A 15,969-nucleotide genomic window follows, 5' to 3' on the forward strand; every position below is an offset into this window, starting at 1 on the left:
GCATCGGTCTCCGCGTTTTCCCCACGCCCGGACCCGGCAGCCGCTACCTTCGTGCCATGGACATGCATCTGCACATGCACGACGGCCTCCATGCCCTGATCAGGGAGGTCGCGGAGCGGGACGGCGTCAGCGTCGAGGCCGCGGTGATCACCGCCGTCGAGGACTTCGTCGCGAGCCGCCAGGCGCACAGGGTCCCGGAGCAGTCCCGGAAGACGGTGGAGCAGGACGCCGAACCGCCCCGCCGTCCGGCGGAGTGACCTCCGCGAACGGCGACGGGCCGCGCCCCCGGGGGAGCGCGGCCCGTGCGGTGCGACAGGGGACGGCGGTCAGCCGACGCCCTTGCTGAGCGAGCCCAGCAGATCGCGGTTGAGCTGCGAGATCGTGTCCAGCGGGATGCCCTTCGGGCAGACCGCGGCGCACTCACCGATGTTGGTGCAGCCGCCGAAGTCCTCCTCGTCCTGCTGGTTGATCATCTTCACCACGCGCGAGGCCCGCTCGGGCTGTCCCTGCGGGAGCATGCCCAGGTGCGTGACCTTCGCGGCGGTGAACAGCATGCTAGAGGCGTTCGGGCAGGCCGCCACGCACGCGCCGCAGCCGATGCAGGTCGCGGCGTCGAACGCGCGGTCCGCGTCCGGCTTCGGGATCGGGTTGGCGTGGGCGTCGGGCGCGGTACCCGTCGGGGCGCTGATGTAGCCGCCCGCCTGGATGATGCGGTCGAACGCGCCGCGGTCCACGACCAGGTCCCTGACGACCGGGAACGCCTTGGCCCGCCACGGCTCCACCGTGATGGTGTCGCCGTCGTTGAAGCTGCGCATGTGCAGCTGGCAGGTCGTGGTGCGCTCGGGGCCGTGCGCCTCACCGTCGATCACGACACCGCAGGCACCGCAGATGCCCTCACGGCAGTCGTGGTCGAAGGCGACCGGGTCCTCGTTCTCCAGCGTGAGCTTCTCGTTGAGGACGTCGAGCATCTCCAGGAACGACATGTCCGGGGAGACGTCGGTGAGCTTGTACGTGGCCAGCCGACCCTCGTCGTCCGGCCCCTTCTGACGCCATACGCGCAGGGTGATGTTCACTTGTAGCTCCGCTGCTTCATCTCGACGTACTCGTACTCCAGGGCTTCCTTGTGGAGCACGGGCTTGCTGTCATCGCCGCCGAACGCCCAGGCGGCCACGTAGGCGAACTCGTCGTCGTGACGCAGCGCCTCGCCGTCCTCGGTCTGGCTCTCGGCGCGGAAGTGGCCGCCGCAGGACTCGCGGCGGTGCAGGGCGTCGATGCACATGAGCTCGCCCAGCTCCAGGAAGTCGGCCACGCGGTTGGCCTTCTCCAGGGCCTGGTTGAACTCCTCGTTGGTTCCCAGCACCTTGACGTCGCGCCAGAACTCGGCGCGCAGCGCCCGGATGAGCTCGATGGCCTTGGTCAGGCCCTCCTCACTGCGCTCCATGCCGCAGTACTCCCACATGATGTGGCCGAGCTCCTTGTGGAAGGAGTCGACGGTGCGGGAGCCCTGGACGGAGAGCAGCTTGTCGATGCGGGAGGTCACCTGCTCCTTGGCCGCCACGGCCTCGGGGTGCGACTCGTCGAGGGCCTCGAACGGGCCCGACGACAGGTAGTCGTTGATGGTGTTGGGCAGGACGAAGTAGCCGTCCGCCAGCCCCTGCATCAGCGCGCTCGCGCCCAGGCGGTTGGCGCCGTGGTCGGAGAAGTTGGCCTCACCGGTCACGAACAGGCCCGGGATGGAGCTCTGGAGGTCGTAGTCGACCCACAGACCGCCCATGGTGTAGTGCACGGCCGGGTAGATGCGCATCGGAACCTCGTACGGGTTCTCGCCGGTGATGCGCTGGTACATGTCGAACAGGTTGCCGTACTTGGCCTCGACGGCGTCCTGCCCCATGCGCGCGATGGCGTCGGCGAAGTCCAGGTAGACGCCCAGACCGCCGGGGCCCACACCGCGGCCCTCGTCGCAGACGTTCTTGGCGGCGCGGGAGGCGATGTCGCGCGGCACCAGGTTGCCGAAGGCCGGGTAGATGCGCTCCAGGTAGTAGTCGCGCTCCTCCTCCGGGATCTGGCGCGGGTCGCGGGTGTCCCCGTGCGCCTTGGGCACCCAGATGCGGCCGTCGTTGCGCAGCGACTCGCTCATCAGGGTCAGCTTGGACTGGTAGTCGCCGCTGACCGGGATGCAGGTCGGGTGGATCTGCGTGTAGCACGGGTTGGCGAAGAGCGCGCCCTTGCGGTGCGCGCGCCAGGTCGCGGTGACGTTCGAGCCCATCGCGTTGGTCGACAGGAAGAACACGTTGCCGTAGCCGCCGGTGGCCAGCACCACGGCGTCGGCGAAGTGCGTCTCGATCTCACCGGTGACCATGTCGCGGACGATGACGCCGCGCGCGCGGCCGTCCACGACGATGACTTCCAGCATCTCGTGGCGGGTGTGCATCTTGACGCTGCCCGCCGCGATCTGGCGCTCCAGGGCCTGGTAGGCGCCGATGAGCAGCTGCTGGCCCGTCTGGCCGCGCGCGTAGAACGTACGCGAGACCTGCACGCCGCCGAAGGAGCGGTTGTCGAGCAGGCCGCCGTACTCGCGGGCGAAGGGCACGCCCTGGGCGACGCACTGGTCGATGATCTCGACGCTGGTCTGGGCCAGGCGGTAGACGTTCGACTCGCGGGAGCGGAAGTCGCCGCCCTTGACGGTGTCGTAGAACAGCCGGTAGATGCTGTCGCCGTCGTTGCGGTAGTTCTTGGCGGCGTTGATGCCGCCCTGGGCCGCGATGGAGTGCGCGCGGCGCGGGCTGTCCTGGTAGCAGAACGAGGTGACCTTGTAGCCCGCCTCGCCCAGGGTCGCGGCCGCGGAGGCGCCGGCCAGGCCGGTGCCCACCATGATCACCGAGAGCTTGCGCCGGTTCGCGGGGTTGACCAGCTTGGCCGAGAAGCGCCGCTTGTCCCAGCGCTCGTTGATCGGGCCCTCGGGGGCCTTCTCGTCCCGGATCGGGTCGCCGACGCGGTAGAAGTCGTTGTCAGACAATTAACTCACCAGTCCAAAGGTGACCGCCAGAGGCGGGAGCAGGAAGCCGACCGTCACGATCAGCGACAGACCCACGGCGACCGCGTTGAGCTTGCCCTGACGGCTGGCCTGGTTGGCGCCGAGGGTGGCCAGGGCGCTCCAGATGCCGTGCCGCAGGTGCAGGCCCACGGCGATCACGGACAGGATGTAGAACAGGGTCACGTACCAGAACTCGGGCTGGAACCCGTTCACGAGCCGCTCGTAGGGGCTGTCGGACGCGCCGCCGGGGGCGATGGTGTTCGTGGTCAGGTGCAGGATGTGGAAGACCACGAACAGCGCGACCAGGACGCCGCCGTAGCGCATGGTGTAGGAGGCGTAACTGCGGGCCACCCTCTTCTTCACCTGGTAGCGCTGGGCCGCCGGACGCGCTCTGCGGGCGCGGGCCCACAGTGTCACCGCCGCGTAGATGTGGATCAGGACGCTCGCCAGCAGGACGATGCGGAAGATCCACAGGAATCCGCTCTCGGGCAGCAGCGGGTAGCCCAGCTCCCGGAGGCTGTGGGCGTAGCCGTCAAAAGCCTCCTGGCCCGAGAACACTTTCAGGTTGCCGTACATGTGCGCGATCAAATACAGCACGAGGATCGCCCCGGTGATCGCCATCGCTGCCTTGAGCGCCACCGTGGACCCGTAGGCCGTAGACCGCTTCTTGGTCAAGGTACTGTTCGCCACAGCCTGTCACTGTAAGTTCTGGTTAAGTCGGCGTCCAAGTCATCAGGACGCTTGAGTCGATAGACGTAGGCTATGGAACATGCAGTTCCAGCAGCTGGCCTACTTCGTCGCGGTGGCCCGCACACGCCATTTCACCCGCGCAGCAGAGCTTTCGCGCGTCGCACAGCCCAGTCTGAGCAAGCAGATCCGCAGCCTCGAACAGGAGCTGGGTGCGCCGTTATTCAGTCGTGCCCGGGGAAACATCACACTCACACCGGCCGGCGAGGCGCTGCTTCCGCTCGCCCAGCGCATGCTCGCCGACCTGGAGACGGCCCGGCGCGAGGTCGCCGAACTGGCCGGGGTGCGCCGGGGCCGCGTGCGGCTGGGCGCGACCCCGTCGCTGTGCGCGGGGCTGCTGGCCGACGTGCTCGCCGACTTCCATACCCGCTTCCCCGGCATCGAACTCCAGGTGGAGGAGAGCGGCTCGCGCGACCTCATCCGCGACCTGGGGCGGGGCGAGCTGGACCTGGCGCTGATCATCCTGCCGCTGCACAGCAGCGACCCCGACTTCTCCACGACGCCGATCCTGCGGGAGAACCTGGTGGTGGCGAGCCCGATGTCGGGCCCCTCCCCCAACGGGCGGGCCTCGATCCGCATCACCGAGCTGCGGGGGCGCCCGCTGGTGATGTTCCGGCGCGGCTACGACGTGCGCGAGGCGACGCTGCGCGCGTGCCGGGCGTCCGGGTTCGAGCCCGAGCTGGCCGTGGAGGGCGGGGAGATGGACGCCGTGCTGCGGTTCGTGGAGGCGGGCATGGGGTTGGCGGTGGTGCCGAGCATGGTGCTGCGCAACCGGCAGAGCCTGCGCGGAACTCCGCTGGCCCGGCCGCGCCTGCTGCGGACGGTGGCGCTGGCGCGGCGCCGGGACGTGGAGCCCTCGCACTCGGCGGAGGCGTTCCGCCGCCACCTCAACGGCTACCTGCTGGGCATGTCGCCGCAGGACCTGGGCCCGGACCTGGAGGTCCTGCTCTCCCCCGAGGACGGGGCGGACTGACCCGCCGGGCCCGCTCCCGGAGGGCGGGATGGGCTGACCCGGCAGCCCCCTCCCGGAGAGCGGGACGGACTGACCCGTCAGGCCCCCTCCCGGAGGCCTCGCCCACAAACTCGCCCAGAAGGGCACCCGCGCCCCTTCGCCACGGGGCCGGAACCGCTGGCGCCGCACCGGTAACGCTTCCGGCCGTCCCGAACCCGGCAACCCGTCGGCGGACACTCCACGGCCCCCGCCCCGGGCACCCGCGCCCTCCGCGCGCCTGCCGGAGCACCCCGCTCCGGGGCGACCGCTGCCGGATTCAGGCGGCAACCTCCTTTACCACACGTCACCGGCGTCCCTGAAGCAACCCCACCGCCATAAGGGATTTTTAGCTACTTAAGGCGACAAAACTCCCCAAATAAGCGCTCAGAAGTGGCGCATTTCACATAGCTTTCCCCGACGCCTCCCGCCCTCCGGGACGTGACCGTGATCACAACGCCCTAACGTTGCGTTGCGGGACGGTTCGCCACGGCTCCTCCACGCGGCCGTCCTGCGCAGCGGTCGCGGCCGAAGCAGGCGGGTACCGCGCCCCGCCCGACCGGGACCTTCCCACAGGAGGTGCAAGACAACGGTGACAGCGACCGAGAACGCAGGCCCCGGGGGCGGCCGGGCACGCATCCCCCAACGAACCCTGCGCACCGACACCTGGTGGCTTGGCCCCCTCCTCACCGCGCTGGGGCTGGCCACCTTCGTCGTCTACGCGACCCTGCGGGTGTTCCAGCAGGACCACTACTGGGTCCAGGAACACCACTACCTGACCCCGTTCTACTCGCCGTGCATCGCGCAGCAGTGCGCGCCCGACGCGGCCCTGTTCGGACGCCTGCCGGTGGAGTTCCCGCCGCTCATCCCCTACGCCCTGGTCAGCCTGCCGATCCTGCTGCTGTTCCGGCTGACCTGCTACTACTACCGCAAGGCCTACTACCGCTCGTTCTGGTTCTCTCCCCCGGCGTGCGCCGTGCGCGAGCCCCACGGCGCCTACACCGGCGAGACCCGCCCCCTGATGCTGGTCCAGAACGGCCACCGCTACTTCTTCTACGCGGCCTTCGTCATCACGCTCATCAACACGTGGGACATGCTGATCGCCTTCTTCCACGGCGCCGAGGGCGGCTTCGGCATCGGGCTGGGCAACCTGATCATGCTCGTCAACGTGCTCATGCTGTGGGGCTACACGCTCAGCTGCCACTCGTGCCGCCACATCTTCGGCGGACGGCTGAGCAGCTTCGGCAGGCACCCCGTCCGCTACTGGATGTGGGGCCGCCTGTCCGTGCTCAACCACCGGCACATGTACTTCGGCTGGCTGAGCATCGCGACCCTGATCCTCACGGACGCCTACATCGCCCTGGTCGCCAGCGGCACCATCAACGACCTGCGCATCCTCAACTGAGCCAAGGGGAAGGAAGGCACGACCAGATGCCCCCCACAGCAGAACCCGGGATCACCCGGTACGCCTACGACGTCGTGGTGATCGGGGCGGGCGGAGCCGGGCTGCGGGCCGCGATCGCCGCCCGCGAGCAGGGCAAGCGCACCGCGGTCATCTCCAAGTCGCTGTTCGGCAAGGCCCACACCGTGATGGCCGAGGGCGGCGCCGCAGCCGCCCTGGGCAACGCCAACCCCGACGACGGCTGGCGCGTGCACTTTCGCGACACCGTGCGCGGCGGCAAGTTCCTCAACGATCCGCGCATGGCCGAACTGCACGCCCGCGAGGCGCCCGAGCGCATCCTCGAACTGGAGTACTGGGGCGCGCTCTTCGACCGCACCGCCGAGGGCAAGATCAGCCAGCGCAACTTCGGCGGCCACGAGTACCCGAGGCTGGCGCACGTGGGCGACCGCACCGGCCTGGAGATGATCCGCACCCTCCAGCAGCGGGTCGTCGCGCTCCAGCAGCAGGACGCCGCGGAGCTGGGCGACCCCGAGGCGCGCATCCGCGTGTTCGCCGAGACCGCGATCACCCGGCTCATCACCGAGGAGGACGCACCCGGCGCCGGTACGGGAGCGACGGCCGTGGACGCGGCCGTGCGGCCGGACGGCGGCTCGGGCGGGGCCACCGCCGTGGACGCGGGCGGGAACACGGGTGCGGACCCGGCCGGGAGCGGAAGGACGCCGGGCCGGATCGTCGGCGCGTTCGGCTACCGCCGGGTGGACGGCGGGTTCGTCCTGTTCGAGGCGCCCTCGGTGGTGCTGGCCACCGGCGGCATCGGCAAGGCCTTCCGCACCACCTCCAACTCCTGGGAGTACACCGGCGACGGCCACGCGCTGGCGCTGCGCGCCGGGGCCTCCCTGATCAACATGGAGTTCGTCCAGTTCCACCCCACCGGGATGGTCTGGCCGCCGTCGGTGAAGGGCATCCTCGTCACCGAGTCGGTGCGCGGGGACGGCGGCGTGCTGCGCAACTCCGAGGGCAGGCGGTTCATGTTCGACTACGTGCCGGACGTGTTCCGCTCCCAGTACGCCGAGAGCGAGGAGGAGGCCGACGGCTGGTACGACGACCCCGCGGGTCACCGCAGGCCGCCGGAGCTGCTGCCCCGCGACGAGGTCGCGCGGGCGATCAACACCGAGGTCAAGGAGGGACGGGGCTCGCCGCACGGCGGCGTGTTCCTGGACGTGTCCACGCGCCTGCCCGCCGAGGAGATCGTCAAGCGGCTGCCGTCCATGCACCACCAGTTCAAGGAGCTGGCCGACGTGGACATCACCGCCGAACCCATGGAGGTGGGCCCCACCTGCCACTACGTGATGGGCGGGGTGCGAGTGGACGCCGACACCGCCGCCTCCGACGTGCCCGGGCTGTTCGCGGCCGGTGAGGTGGCGGGCGGCATGCACGGCTCCAACCGGTTGGGCGGCAACTCCCTGTCGGATCTGCTGGTGTTCGGGCGCCGGGCCGGGCTGGGCGCGGCGGCCTACGTGGACGGGCTCGGCGACCGGCCCGCACCGGCCGGGCTCCTGGACCGGGCGGCGGACGAGGCGTCCTCGTACGCGCTGCACTTCCTCAGCGCGGAAGGCGGCGAGAACCCGTACACGCTGCACGCCGAACTCCAGGAGACCATGAACGACCTGGTCGGCATCATCCGCAGGGGTCCGGAGATGGAGCGGGCCCTGGAGCGGCTGGAGGAGCTGGCGGAGCGGTCGCGCACGGTCAGCGCGCCGGGCGACCGGGTCTACAACCCGGGCTGGCACCTGACTCTGGCGCTGCCCAACATGGTCCTGGTCTCGCGCGCGGTGGCCGCGGCCGCCCTGGAGCGCACCGAGTCGCGCGGCGGGCACACACGCGAGGACTTCCCCGGCATGTCGGCCGAGTGGCGGCGGGTGAACCTGGCGGTGCGGGCCGACCGCTCCGACCGGGTGTCGCTGTCGCGGCTCGCGCTCGCCGACATCCCGGCCGGGCTGCTCGCCCTCTTCGAACGCGACGAGCTGGCCAAGTACCTGACGGAGGAGGAGCTGCCCGCGTCGGGGGCGGCGGACGGCGCGGCCGAGGAGGGCCAGTCATGAGCGAGCGTGTGTTCCGGGTGTGGCGGGGTTCGGGCGAGGGCGGGCTCGCCGAGTACCGGGTCGAGGTCAACGAGGGCGAGGTGGTGCTCGACGTGCTGCACCGCCTCCAGGCCACCCAGACCCCCGACCTGGCGGTGCGGTGGAACTGCAAGGCGGGCAAGTGCGGTTCGTGCTCGGTGGAGATCAACGGCCGTCCCCGGCTGTCGTGCATGACGCGGATGAGCGTGTTCGAGGACGACGAGGTGGTGACCGTGACGCCGATGCGCGCCTTCCCGGTGGTCCGGGACCTGGTGTGCGACGTGTCGTACAACTACCAGAAGGCACGGGAGATCCCCTCGTTCACACCGGATCCGGCCAAGGCCCCGGGCGACTTCCGGATGAGCCAGGAGGACGTGGAACGCCAGCAGGAGTTCCGCAAGTGCATCGAGTGCTTCCTGTGCAACAACACCTGCCACGTGATCCGCGACCACGAGGAGAACAAGGAGCACTTCTCGGGTCCGCGTTACCTCATGCGGGTGGCGGAGCTGGAGATGCACCCCGAGGACACCGCCGACCGCAGGCTCATCGCCCAGGAGGAGTTCGGGCTGGGGTACTGCAACATCACCAAGTGCTGCACGGAGGTGTGCCCGGAGAACATCCGCATCACCGACAACGCGCTGATCCCGCTCAAGGAGCGGGTGGTGGACCGCAAGTACGACCCGCTGGTGTGGCTGGGGTCCAAGATCGGCGTGCGGCCCAAGGACACCCCGCCGGTGCCCAACGTCGGTCGGTACTCGGACCTGGCCTGACCTGACCTGGCCTGGGGCCGGTCCCGTCCGCCGACCCGGGGGTGCGTTCCCGGGTCGGCGGACGGGGTGCGTACCCGAAGCAGCCCCGCTGCCCCCTCGCCGGTTCGGTGGGAGGGATACGCACCAGGGCCCCCGCCGTACGTCCTGCGGGGTCGGCGGACGGTCGCGTTCCCGGAGTGTCCTGCCGCACCCCCTGGCCGGTTCGGCCGGAGGGTCGTCGGGGCGTGGACCGGGGCCCTCCCTCGTCAGGGCGGCGTTCACACCGTCGCGCCCTGCCGCTGCTGGAGCAGGAGGTGGATACGGGAGGTCAGTTCGTCCCACTCGCCGGGCTGAGCGGGTGCGGGTGCGGGTCGCAGGGGCCCGACGACGCCGAACTGGGGTACGGGGCCGCCGAGCAGGTCGCCGCCGGGGTCCTCCCGCCACTGTCGGACGATGGCGGCGGCGCGTATCCGGGCCTGCTCGAACGCGCGGCGCACCTCCTCGGTCTCGGTTTCCCGGGGCGCGGGGACGGAGCCGGGTCCGCCAGGTGCGGGGGTTCGGGGCGCGAGGTTCTGGGGCTCGGGTTTGCGGGGTGCGGGCTTGCGGGGTGTGGGAATCCGGGTCTCGGCGGCGCGAAGGCTTTCATGGGCGGTGAAGTAGGGGCGTACGAGGGCGACTTCCTCGGCGTCGATCCGTTCCCCGGGCGGCGCGAGTCGCGGTGCGGGAACCCTGGTGCGCGCGGGCGTTTGGTGAGGCCCGGGAGACGCGGGAGGTTCGGGAGCCGCGCGACGTGAGGGGGCCCGGTTCCGACCGGCCTGCACGGGAGCGGCGGGCAGTGGAGGAGCGTAGCGGCGGACGCGGGAGGAGCGTCGTCGGCGGCCGACAACGGTGGAGTGGCGTCCGCACGGGGAGGAGAAGAACGCGATCAGCGGGCCGAGGGCACGGCTGAGAAGCGCAGCGCTAAACTGGCGCATGCTGGCAATTCCTTTGGCTTAAGGGACGAAGTTGCTGGCCACGACCCCGGGCGGTGGGAAACCGTCGCGGGGTCTTTCTGCGTATGGAGTTGTGTGTTCGGGTAGAAGATTAGGGCACACCGAGCGTGATGGCGAACTTTTCTTCGAACCCGACACGAGAAAACCACCCGGTCGGACATAACCCCAGATCAGAGCACACGCCGGAAAAGGACAGGTGGGTTTTCACCCTCCGCCAGAGTTATCCTGTTAGCCCGAATTAGAATCATTTGCGATCGCCCTGCCGGGCATGAAGAAGGGCAGCGCCTCCCATGGAGGTGCTGCCCTTGGTCAGGTGGTCGCTAGCCGTGGTGCTTGAGGGAGTCCACGAGCGCGGTCCACTCGCTGGCGGTGAACTCCAGTTGCCCCAGCTCGCGGTTCTGGGTGTCGCGCACGTCCACGCCCCCGGCGTGCTCCCGTGCTTCTACGCAGTTCGATCCTGTCGAGCTATAGGTGCTCTTGTGCCAGTCGTTCACACCAACTCCCCGAGTGCCGGATGGGCTGTTACAGGCCCCGCTCCAGTCCGGCCAGAAGCGCCACCCACTGGACCGCCGGGACCGTGATGTATCCATGTTCCCGGTTCTGGGTGTCGCGTACGTCCGCGCCTCCCGGGTGCTCGCGCGCCTCGACACAGTTCGAATGGTTGGGGCTGTAGCTGCTCTTGTGCCAGTCGTTCATACCAGTTCCCTGAGTGCGTCAAGTGAGTGTCTGGCAGGGAGCGCCACCGCCAGCGCATCCGTCATGAGTGCGTGCAACCGCTCATGGGAGTGGGCCGCATGGATGACGTTACCGTCTGGGTTGTCGCTCGTGATCACCAGTTCGCCGGAGTGCAGCCGGAACGCCATCATGGTTGAAGGAGGCTCAACCAGAATCGAACCCTCCGGAACCAGGTGCACCACCACCCGCCCCGAGCCGATCAGGTCCAGCAGACGGGCGGCCTGCTCCCGTCGTATCGTCTCTTCCATCCCGGTCAGCGCCGTCACCGGGAACACCGCCGTCACCCGGAGTCCGGGCAACTGGTCGAGCCGTTCCGTGCGGAGCTTAGTGAGCCCGGCTATCTCCTCGTCCGTGGCCAACGACAATCCGGTCCGGAACACAGCAGTCGCGTACGACGGGCTCTGAAGGTATCCCGGGACGATGACGGGCGACACGACCTGGACAGTGCGCGCTTCCGAGTCGATGTTCGCGAGCGAGCGCGCCCATTCCGGCAGTGTCGTGCCCGCAGTAGCCTGACGCCACGCGGCCAGTAGTTTTCCGCCCGCTCCCAGCGCGTCGTCCAGTTTTTCCGCCATAGGCAGTTGAGGCAGTGCGTGCCCGTTCGTCCATCGGGAAGCCGAGGCCACGGATGTGTGGACACGGTGCGCGAGTTGCTTCTGGGAAAGCCCGTTCAGCTCTCGCAGTTTGGTGAGCACATCGGGAAAAGGGGGTTCCGCCATAAGCGAGAGATTACGCCCGGATTCCCCATCCCGTCAGGCGTTTGCCGAAACTCCGTAGACGGTGGAGCGACCCTTCTCCCAAGGCACGTGCTGACTCCGTGAGCGGCCCCCTGCCAGCGGGCGGAGCAGACGGTGCCGGGTGGGCGGTCGTGCCTCCGTGGGGAACGGGCTTCCCCAGCGGGCGCGGCGCCTCCGCCGTGTCCGGCTCCTACGCGACGTCCCGCATGTCCACCACGAACCAGTCACCGGAGTTGTTGACGGCGAAGCACGTGTACTCGGCGCGCTCCACCTCGCCGACGTCGTTCTCCGTGGTGGCGCTGGCGACGACCTCGTACTCCCACGGGTCCTCGGCGCTGGTCACGGTGATGTCGGAGGAGGTCTCGAACTCCGCGCTGACCAGGGACTCCCACGAGCGCTCGACGTGCTCCTGGCACGTGGCCGCGGCCGTCGGCTTCTCGCTCTCGGCAGTGGGCTCGGGGCCGCACGCGGTGGCGGCCAGGGCCACGAGGAGAACCGCGGGGGCGAGACGGGTGGGGTTCATGGTGCTCCGATCCAGAATGTGCGATCCGAGCGTAGAGGACCGGTTCGGAAGGGGCTGACCGGCCCTGCTGTCCCGAAAGGCCCCGACACGGCGGATGCCGGAGCGGGCCCCGGACGGCCCCCGGGAGCGGCCCGACCGGCGCCGGTCGGTGCCGAGCAGTACCCGGCTCAGAACCCCCGGGACGCCCAGGCGTCGAGGTTCTCGGCGGCCTCGGCCACGGCGGTGGACTCCCCGTGGCCGGGGTGGACGACCGTGTCCCGCGGCAGGCCCGCGAGGTGTTCGCGGATCGAGGCGATGATCGTCGGGAAGTCCGAGAACGGCTGCCCGGTGGCACCGGGACCGCCCGGGAAGAGGGTGTCGCCGGTGAAGACCGCCCCGAGCGCGGGCGCGTACAGGCACACCCCTCCGGGCGTGTGGCCCGGGGTGTGCAGGACGTCCAGCTCCACTCCCCCCACCACCAGCGTCTCGCCGTGCAGCAGCGGGGCGTCCGGCTCCCGGTGCGGGTGCACGCGGTACCACAGTTCGGCGTCGTCGGGGTGCAGCAGGATCGGGCAGTCGGCCAGGTCGGCCAGCGCGACGGCCGCGTTGACGTGGTCGTTGTGCCCGTGGGTGGCCACGATGGCCATGAGTTCGCGGTCTCCCAGACCCCGGGCGATCGCCTCGTGGTCGTGGGCGGCGTCGATGACGATGGCGCTGTCGTCGTCTCCGACGATCCACACGTTGTTCTCGACGTCGAAACCGCTGCCCTCGAGGCTGAAGACACCCGAGGTACGCAGACGATGGACTGGGGAGGGATCGGTCACCGGCTCACCACCTGGCCTCTCGCGGTCGGGTGCGACGCCTTCGAGCCTATCCCGTCGGGCCCGGGCGCACACGGTGGTCGGGCGGGGAGGGACGGGGGGGTTCTCAGCCCGCGGGCTCGAAGTTGCGGCGCAGGGCGTAGGGCTGGATGAGGCCGAGTCCGTGCGCGTGCCGGGCGCGCACCTGTACCACCTGGAGTCCCTCCTCCTCGGCCAGGCTCTCGGCGAGGCTCTCGTCGATGAGGACGGTGCCGGGTCTGGCGAAGGAGGTCAGGCGGCTGGAGCGGTTGACGGTCGTGCCGAACACGTCGCCGTGCAGGGTCAGCACCGGCCCGGCGGCCAGGCCCACCCGGACGTCGGGCACCTCCACGTGGGTCTTGACGCCCGAGGCCAGGCGCAGCGCGATGTCGGCGGCCTCGGCCGGGGAGTCGGCCACGTAGAGGATCTCGTCGCCCAGGGTCTTGACGACGCGGCCGCCGCCGGAGGCCACGATGTCGGCGGCGGTGGCCTCGAAGCCCTCGACCACCCCGGCCAGCTCGACCTCGTCGAGTTCGCGGCTCAGCGTGGTGAAGGAGACCAGGTCCGCGAACCCGACGACCAGCGGGTAGTAGTTGGGCACGGCGTCGTTGTCGGACATCACCGCGAGGGTGCGGGCCGAGGAGGCGGCGAGCTGTCTGCGCCAGATGTGCAGCAGGAGCCGCTCCACGTCGGGCAGCAGCTCCTTGACCCGGTTCATCAGCGGGCTGACGGAGTCCTCGCCCTCCTGGTAGATGAGGGTGCTCAGTATGCTGGTCTGCCAGTCGGCCAGGCGGGCCATGGTCTGGCCCATCGCACGGGCGAAGCGGACCACGCCCTCCTCGTCCAGAACGCCCTCCTGCACGAGGGAGTTGGCGATGCGCAGCGACTCGACGTCGCTCTCGGCGAAGGTGACCGTGTCGTCGCCCTGGTTGGGAAAGCCCAGGGCGCGCCAGATACGCCCGGCCAGCTCGTTGTCGGCGCCGGCGAGCTCGATCGCCTGCTCCCTGGTGTAGACCGCTTCACCGCCGAGCAGGGCGGACTCGATCGCTTTCGGGTCGGGACGCGACGGCATACGTTCTCTTTCACGGGCCATCCCCGCCAGGGCGGGGAACAGTCACTTCGGCACCGGCCGACAACGCGGCACGGGGTTCCACTCCAGCTTACGCCCGCGGTTCTTCCCCTGACAGGGTGCCTGCCGGCAGGCCCGCGCGGCCGCGGTCGGCGGCGGCCGCACCCGGTGATGATCGCACACGGAAGGGCCGCCGCGGGAGTGCCCGAAGCCCCCTGTGGACGGGGGCGAAGGGCCCGGGGGCGGGGGCCGGGAGCCGGGGACGGTCGTCAGGAACCGGGGCGCACGTGGACGACGTCGCCCGCGCTCAGGGCCCGCTCCCCGCCGGGTCCGCGCACCAGCAGCTGGGCGTCGGCGTCGACGCCGGTGGCGGCACCCTCCAGCACCCGGTCCCCGGGCAGGTGGACCCGCACGCGGCGCCCGATGGTGACGCACGCGTCCCGGTAGGCGGCGGCCAGCCCGCTGGCCTCGGCGTCGCCTCCGGCGGCGGTCCACACCGTGTACAGCTCCTCGAACCCACCCAGGACGGCGGCGAGCAGGACGCCCCGGTCCAGGGCGTCCGACCCCTCCCCGCGCAGGGAGACGGCGGTGTCCACCGGGAGTTCGGCGCGTTCCTGGGACACGTTGAGGCCCATCCCCACGACCACGCCGGGCTGGCCGGAGGAGAAGTCGGCCTCGGAGAGGATGCCCGCGAGCTTGCCGTCGGCCGTCGCGGGCTCCGAGCGCAGGTGCGCGGGGACGATGACGTCGTTGGGCCACTTGAGCGCGGCCTTGACCCCCGTCACCCGGTGCACGGCGCCGACCGCGGCCACGCCCATGAGCGCGGGCAGCCAGCCCAGGCGGGTGACGGGCACCGCGGGCCGGACCAGGAGGGAGAAGGTGAGGGCGGCGCGCGGCGGGGTGGAGAAGCCGCGGCCGAGGCGTCCGCGCCCGGCGGTCTGGTGCTCGGTGACCAGCACGCTGCCGTGCGGGGCGCCCTCCACGGCGCGCGCGGTCAGCTCGGTGTTGGTGGAGGCGGCCTCGGGGAGCACCTCGACCCGGTGCCACATGCCGCCCGGTCGGGCGAGGGCGGCGTCGAGGGCCGCCCCGTCGAGCGGGGGTCGCGGGAAGGGGTCGTGTGCGCTGGCCATGCCCCCATTACAGCAGCGCCGCAACCCTGTCCGGAAACCCCTGTGCGGCAAAGGGCCGCCCGTTAAGCTGAAACCAGCACATGGGTGATCACGCGTTGCTACGTTCAGTTACCGGAGGTGGCGCCAGAGATGAGCATCGCAGAGGCGGAGACGGCGACCCGCACGCCGTCGCACTGGGAAGTCTTGCTGCGCGCCTGGAAACAGCTGAACCTGCCAGAGGGCTGGCGAGCCGAGATCATCGAAGGCGACATCATCATCACATTGTCGGCAGGGGTGGCGGAGTCCATGAGTATCGCGGAAGCGGAAGCACTCGGCATACCGTCCCGCTGGGAAGTCGTGTTGCGCGCCTGGGAGGAACTCGACCTACCAGAGGGCTGGCAGGCAGAGATCATCGAAGGCGACATCACAATCATGACTCCCCCCAAGTACGGGCACAACGTCATCGTCTCCAGTATCCAGAGGGAGATCTACCGCGAGGTTCTGCGCCCGGGCAGCCAGATCGCCAAGGCCGAACTCCACCAGGCCCAGGACATCCGTGTGCCGCTGACCGACAGCCTGTACATTCCCGACCTGATGGTGCTTCCCGAGACAGCCCCGGATCCCGGCACTGAGAATCCCGCTGCTGACGCGATCCTCCTCGTCGAAGTCACGTCCAGGAGCACGGCTAGTAAGGACCGCAAGGCCAAGCTGTGGGGATACGCGCACGCCGGGGTTCCTCTGTACCTGCTCGTGGACCGTTGGGATCCTGAGGCGAGCGGCCGTGCCACGACCACCTTGTTCGCGGAACCTGACCGAGGCGTCTACAAGCACGTCGAGAAGGTGTTCTTCGGCGAAGCGATCAAGCTGCCCACACCATTCGACCTCGTGTTGGACACGAGCGAGTTTCCCGGGTCGGAAGAAGGCTGAGGAGGCGTCCGGCCGGTCG

17 protein-coding genes are annotated in these 15,969 nt (G+C 70.0%); 6 read left to right on the plus strand and 11 right to left on the minus strand.

Annotated elements, in window-relative coordinates:
• Window positions 1-56: 56 nt before the first annotated feature.
• Window positions 57-257, plus strand: a complete 201-nt coding sequence (locus G011_RS0127910; protein ID WP_019611357.1) for a hypothetical protein — start codon at window positions 57-59, stop codon at window positions 255-257.
• Window positions 258-326: 69 nt separating this feature from the next.
• Here the strand turns inward: G011_RS0127910 and G011_RS0127915 are convergent, their stop codons facing one another.
• From G011_RS0127915 to G011_RS0127925, 3 genes are read right to left on the minus strand one after another with little or no spacing between them, the layout of a single operon-like run.
• Window positions 327-1,073: a succinate dehydrogenase/fumarate reductase iron-sulfur subunit gene (locus G011_RS0127915; RefSeq protein ID WP_013154925.1), complete on the minus strand. Its 747-nt coding sequence runs from the start codon at window positions 1,071-1,073 to the stop codon at window positions 327-329.
• Window positions 1,070-3,016 (minus strand): fumarate reductase/succinate dehydrogenase flavoprotein subunit, encoded by a 1,947-nt coding sequence (locus G011_RS0127920; RefSeq protein WP_013154926.1) that lies wholly within the window; start codon window positions 3,014-3,016, stop codon window positions 1,070-1,072. The genes G011_RS0127915 and G011_RS0127920 overlap by 4 nt, the downstream gene beginning before the upstream one ends.
• Complete coding sequence (locus G011_RS0127925) at window positions 3,017-3,673, minus strand: succinate dehydrogenase cytochrome b subunit (RefSeq protein ID WP_071622727.1); 657 nt, start codon at window positions 3,671-3,673, stop codon at window positions 3,017-3,019. It lies immediately after the preceding gene.
• Window positions 3,674-3,803: 130 nt separating this feature from the next.
• Between G011_RS0127925 and G011_RS0127930 the strand changes: the two genes are divergently transcribed.
• The 4 genes from G011_RS0127930 (at window position 3,804) to G011_RS0127945 (ending at window position 9,061) form a co-directional block, all read left to right on the plus strand.
• Entirely contained in the window at window positions 3,804-4,754 is a 951-nt protein-coding gene (locus G011_RS0127930) for a LysR family transcriptional regulator (RefSeq protein WP_013154928.1), read from the plus strand.
• 607 nt (window positions 4,755-5,361) lie between these two features.
• Window positions 5,362-6,174, plus strand: a complete 813-nt coding sequence (locus G011_RS0127935; RefSeq protein ID WP_019611359.1) for a hypothetical protein — start codon at window positions 5,362-5,364, stop codon at window positions 6,172-6,174.
• Window positions 6,175-6,200: 26 nt separating this feature from the next.
• Entirely contained in the window at window positions 6,201-8,273 is a 2,073-nt protein-coding gene (locus G011_RS0127940) for a fumarate reductase/succinate dehydrogenase flavoprotein subunit (RefSeq protein WP_019611360.1), read from the plus strand.
• Window positions 8,270-9,061, plus strand: coding sequence for a succinate dehydrogenase/fumarate reductase iron-sulfur subunit (locus G011_RS0127945; RefSeq protein WP_013154931.1), 792 nt, complete (start codon window positions 8,270-8,272; stop codon window positions 9,059-9,061). The genes G011_RS0127940 and G011_RS0127945 overlap by 4 nt, the downstream gene beginning before the upstream one ends.
• A 257-nt stretch (window positions 9,062-9,318) precedes the next feature.
• Here the strand turns inward: G011_RS0127945 and G011_RS33060 are convergent, their stop codons facing one another.
• The 8 genes from G011_RS33060 to G011_RS0127985 all read right to left on the minus strand — a co-directional run bounded on the left by G011_RS33060 (window position 9,319) and on the right by G011_RS0127985 (window position 15,044).
• Entirely contained in the window at window positions 9,319-9,537 is a 219-nt protein-coding gene (locus G011_RS33060) for a hypothetical protein (protein WP_019611361.1), read from the minus strand.
• An 815-nt stretch (window positions 9,538-10,352) separates the two neighbouring features.
• On the minus strand, window positions 10,353-10,526 hold the full coding sequence (locus tag G011_RS30795; RefSeq protein WP_064972207.1) for a DUF397 domain-containing protein: 174 nt from the start codon (window positions 10,524-10,526) through the stop codon (window positions 10,353-10,355).
• 28 nt (window positions 10,527-10,554) lie between these two features.
• On the minus strand, window positions 10,555-10,728 hold the full coding sequence (locus G011_RS30800; protein WP_019611363.1) for a DUF397 domain-containing protein: 174 nt from the start codon (window positions 10,726-10,728) through the stop codon (window positions 10,555-10,557).
• Window positions 10,725-11,486, minus strand: coding sequence for a Scr1 family TA system antitoxin-like transcriptional regulator (locus G011_RS0127965; RefSeq protein WP_026338739.1), 762 nt, complete (start codon window positions 11,484-11,486; stop codon window positions 10,725-10,727). Before G011_RS0127965 ends, G011_RS30800 begins: the two co-directional genes overlap by 4 nt.
• Window positions 11,487-11,694: 208 nt before the next feature.
• Window positions 11,695-12,027, minus strand: coding sequence for a hypothetical protein (locus tag G011_RS0127970; RefSeq protein WP_019611365.1), 333 nt, complete (start codon window positions 12,025-12,027; stop codon window positions 11,695-11,697).
• 167 nt (window positions 12,028-12,194) lie between these two features.
• A complete protein-coding gene (locus G011_RS0127975; RefSeq protein WP_019611366.1) occupies window positions 12,195-12,830 on the minus strand; it encodes an MBL fold metallo-hydrolase in 636 nt (211 codons plus the stop codon).
• A 103-nt stretch (window positions 12,831-12,933) separates the two neighbouring features.
• Window positions 12,934-13,917: an adenylate/guanylate cyclase domain-containing protein gene (locus G011_RS0127980; RefSeq protein WP_019611367.1), complete on the minus strand. Its 984-nt coding sequence runs from the start codon at window positions 13,915-13,917 to the stop codon at window positions 12,934-12,936.
• A gap of 266 nt (window positions 13,918-14,183) precedes the next feature.
• Window positions 14,184-15,044 (minus strand): biotin--[acetyl-CoA-carboxylase] ligase, encoded by an 861-nt coding sequence (locus G011_RS0127985; protein WP_019611368.1) that lies wholly within the window; start codon window positions 15,042-15,044, stop codon window positions 14,184-14,186.
• A 129-nt stretch (window positions 15,045-15,173) separates the two neighbouring features.
• Between G011_RS0127985 and G011_RS30400 the strand changes: the two genes are divergently transcribed.
• A complete protein-coding gene (locus G011_RS30400; RefSeq protein WP_019611369.1) occupies window positions 15,174-15,950 on the plus strand; it encodes a Uma2 family endonuclease in 777 nt (258 codons plus the stop codon).
• Window positions 15,951-15,969 lie beyond the last annotated feature (19 nt).

The sequence above is a fragment of the Nocardiopsis sp. CNS-639 genome, from assembly GCF_000381685.1.
Classification (GTDB): Bacteria; Actinomycetota; Actinomycetes; order Streptosporangiales; family Streptosporangiaceae; genus Nocardiopsis; species Nocardiopsis dassonvillei.

What these genes read in the sequence shown, in the direction of transcription:
- G011_RS0127910 (WP_019611357.1), top strand. Translation starts at nt 57, where the DNA reads ATGGACATGCATCTGCACATGCACGACGGCCTCCATGCCCTGATCAGG.
- G011_RS0127930 (WP_013154928.1), top strand. Translation starts at nt 3,804, where the DNA reads ATGCAGTTCCAGCAGCTGGCCTACTTCGTCGCGGTGGCCCGCACACGC.
- G011_RS0127940 (WP_019611360.1), top strand. Translation starts at nt 6,201, where the DNA reads ATGCCCCCCACAGCAGAACCCGGGATCACCCGGTACGCCTACGACGTC.
- G011_RS0127945 (WP_013154931.1), top strand. Translation starts at nt 8,270, where the DNA reads ATGAGCGAGCGTGTGTTCCGGGTGTGGCGGGGTTCGGGCGAGGGCGGG.
- G011_RS30800 (WP_019611363.1), bottom strand. Translation starts at nt 10,728, where the DNA reads ATGAACGACTGGCACAAGAGCAGCTACAGCCCCAACCATTCGAACTGT.
- G011_RS0127965 (WP_026338739.1), bottom strand. Translation starts at nt 11,486, where the DNA reads ATGGCGGAACCCCCTTTTCCCGATGTGCTCACCAAACTGCGAGAGCTG.
- G011_RS0127970 (WP_019611365.1), bottom strand. Translation starts at nt 12,027, where the DNA reads ATGAACCCCACCCGTCTCGCCCCCGCGGTTCTCCTCGTGGCCCTGGCC.
- G011_RS0127980 (WP_019611367.1), bottom strand. Translation starts at nt 13,917, where the DNA reads ATGCCGTCGCGTCCCGACCCGAAAGCGATCGAGTCCGCCCTGCTCGGC.
- G011_RS0127985 (WP_019611368.1), bottom strand. Translation starts at nt 15,044, where the DNA reads ATGGCCAGCGCACACGACCCCTTCCCGCGACCCCCGCTCGACGGGGCG.
- G011_RS30400 (WP_019611369.1), top strand. Translation starts at nt 15,174, where the DNA reads ATGAGCATCGCAGAGGCGGAGACGGCGACCCGCACGCCGTCGCACTGG.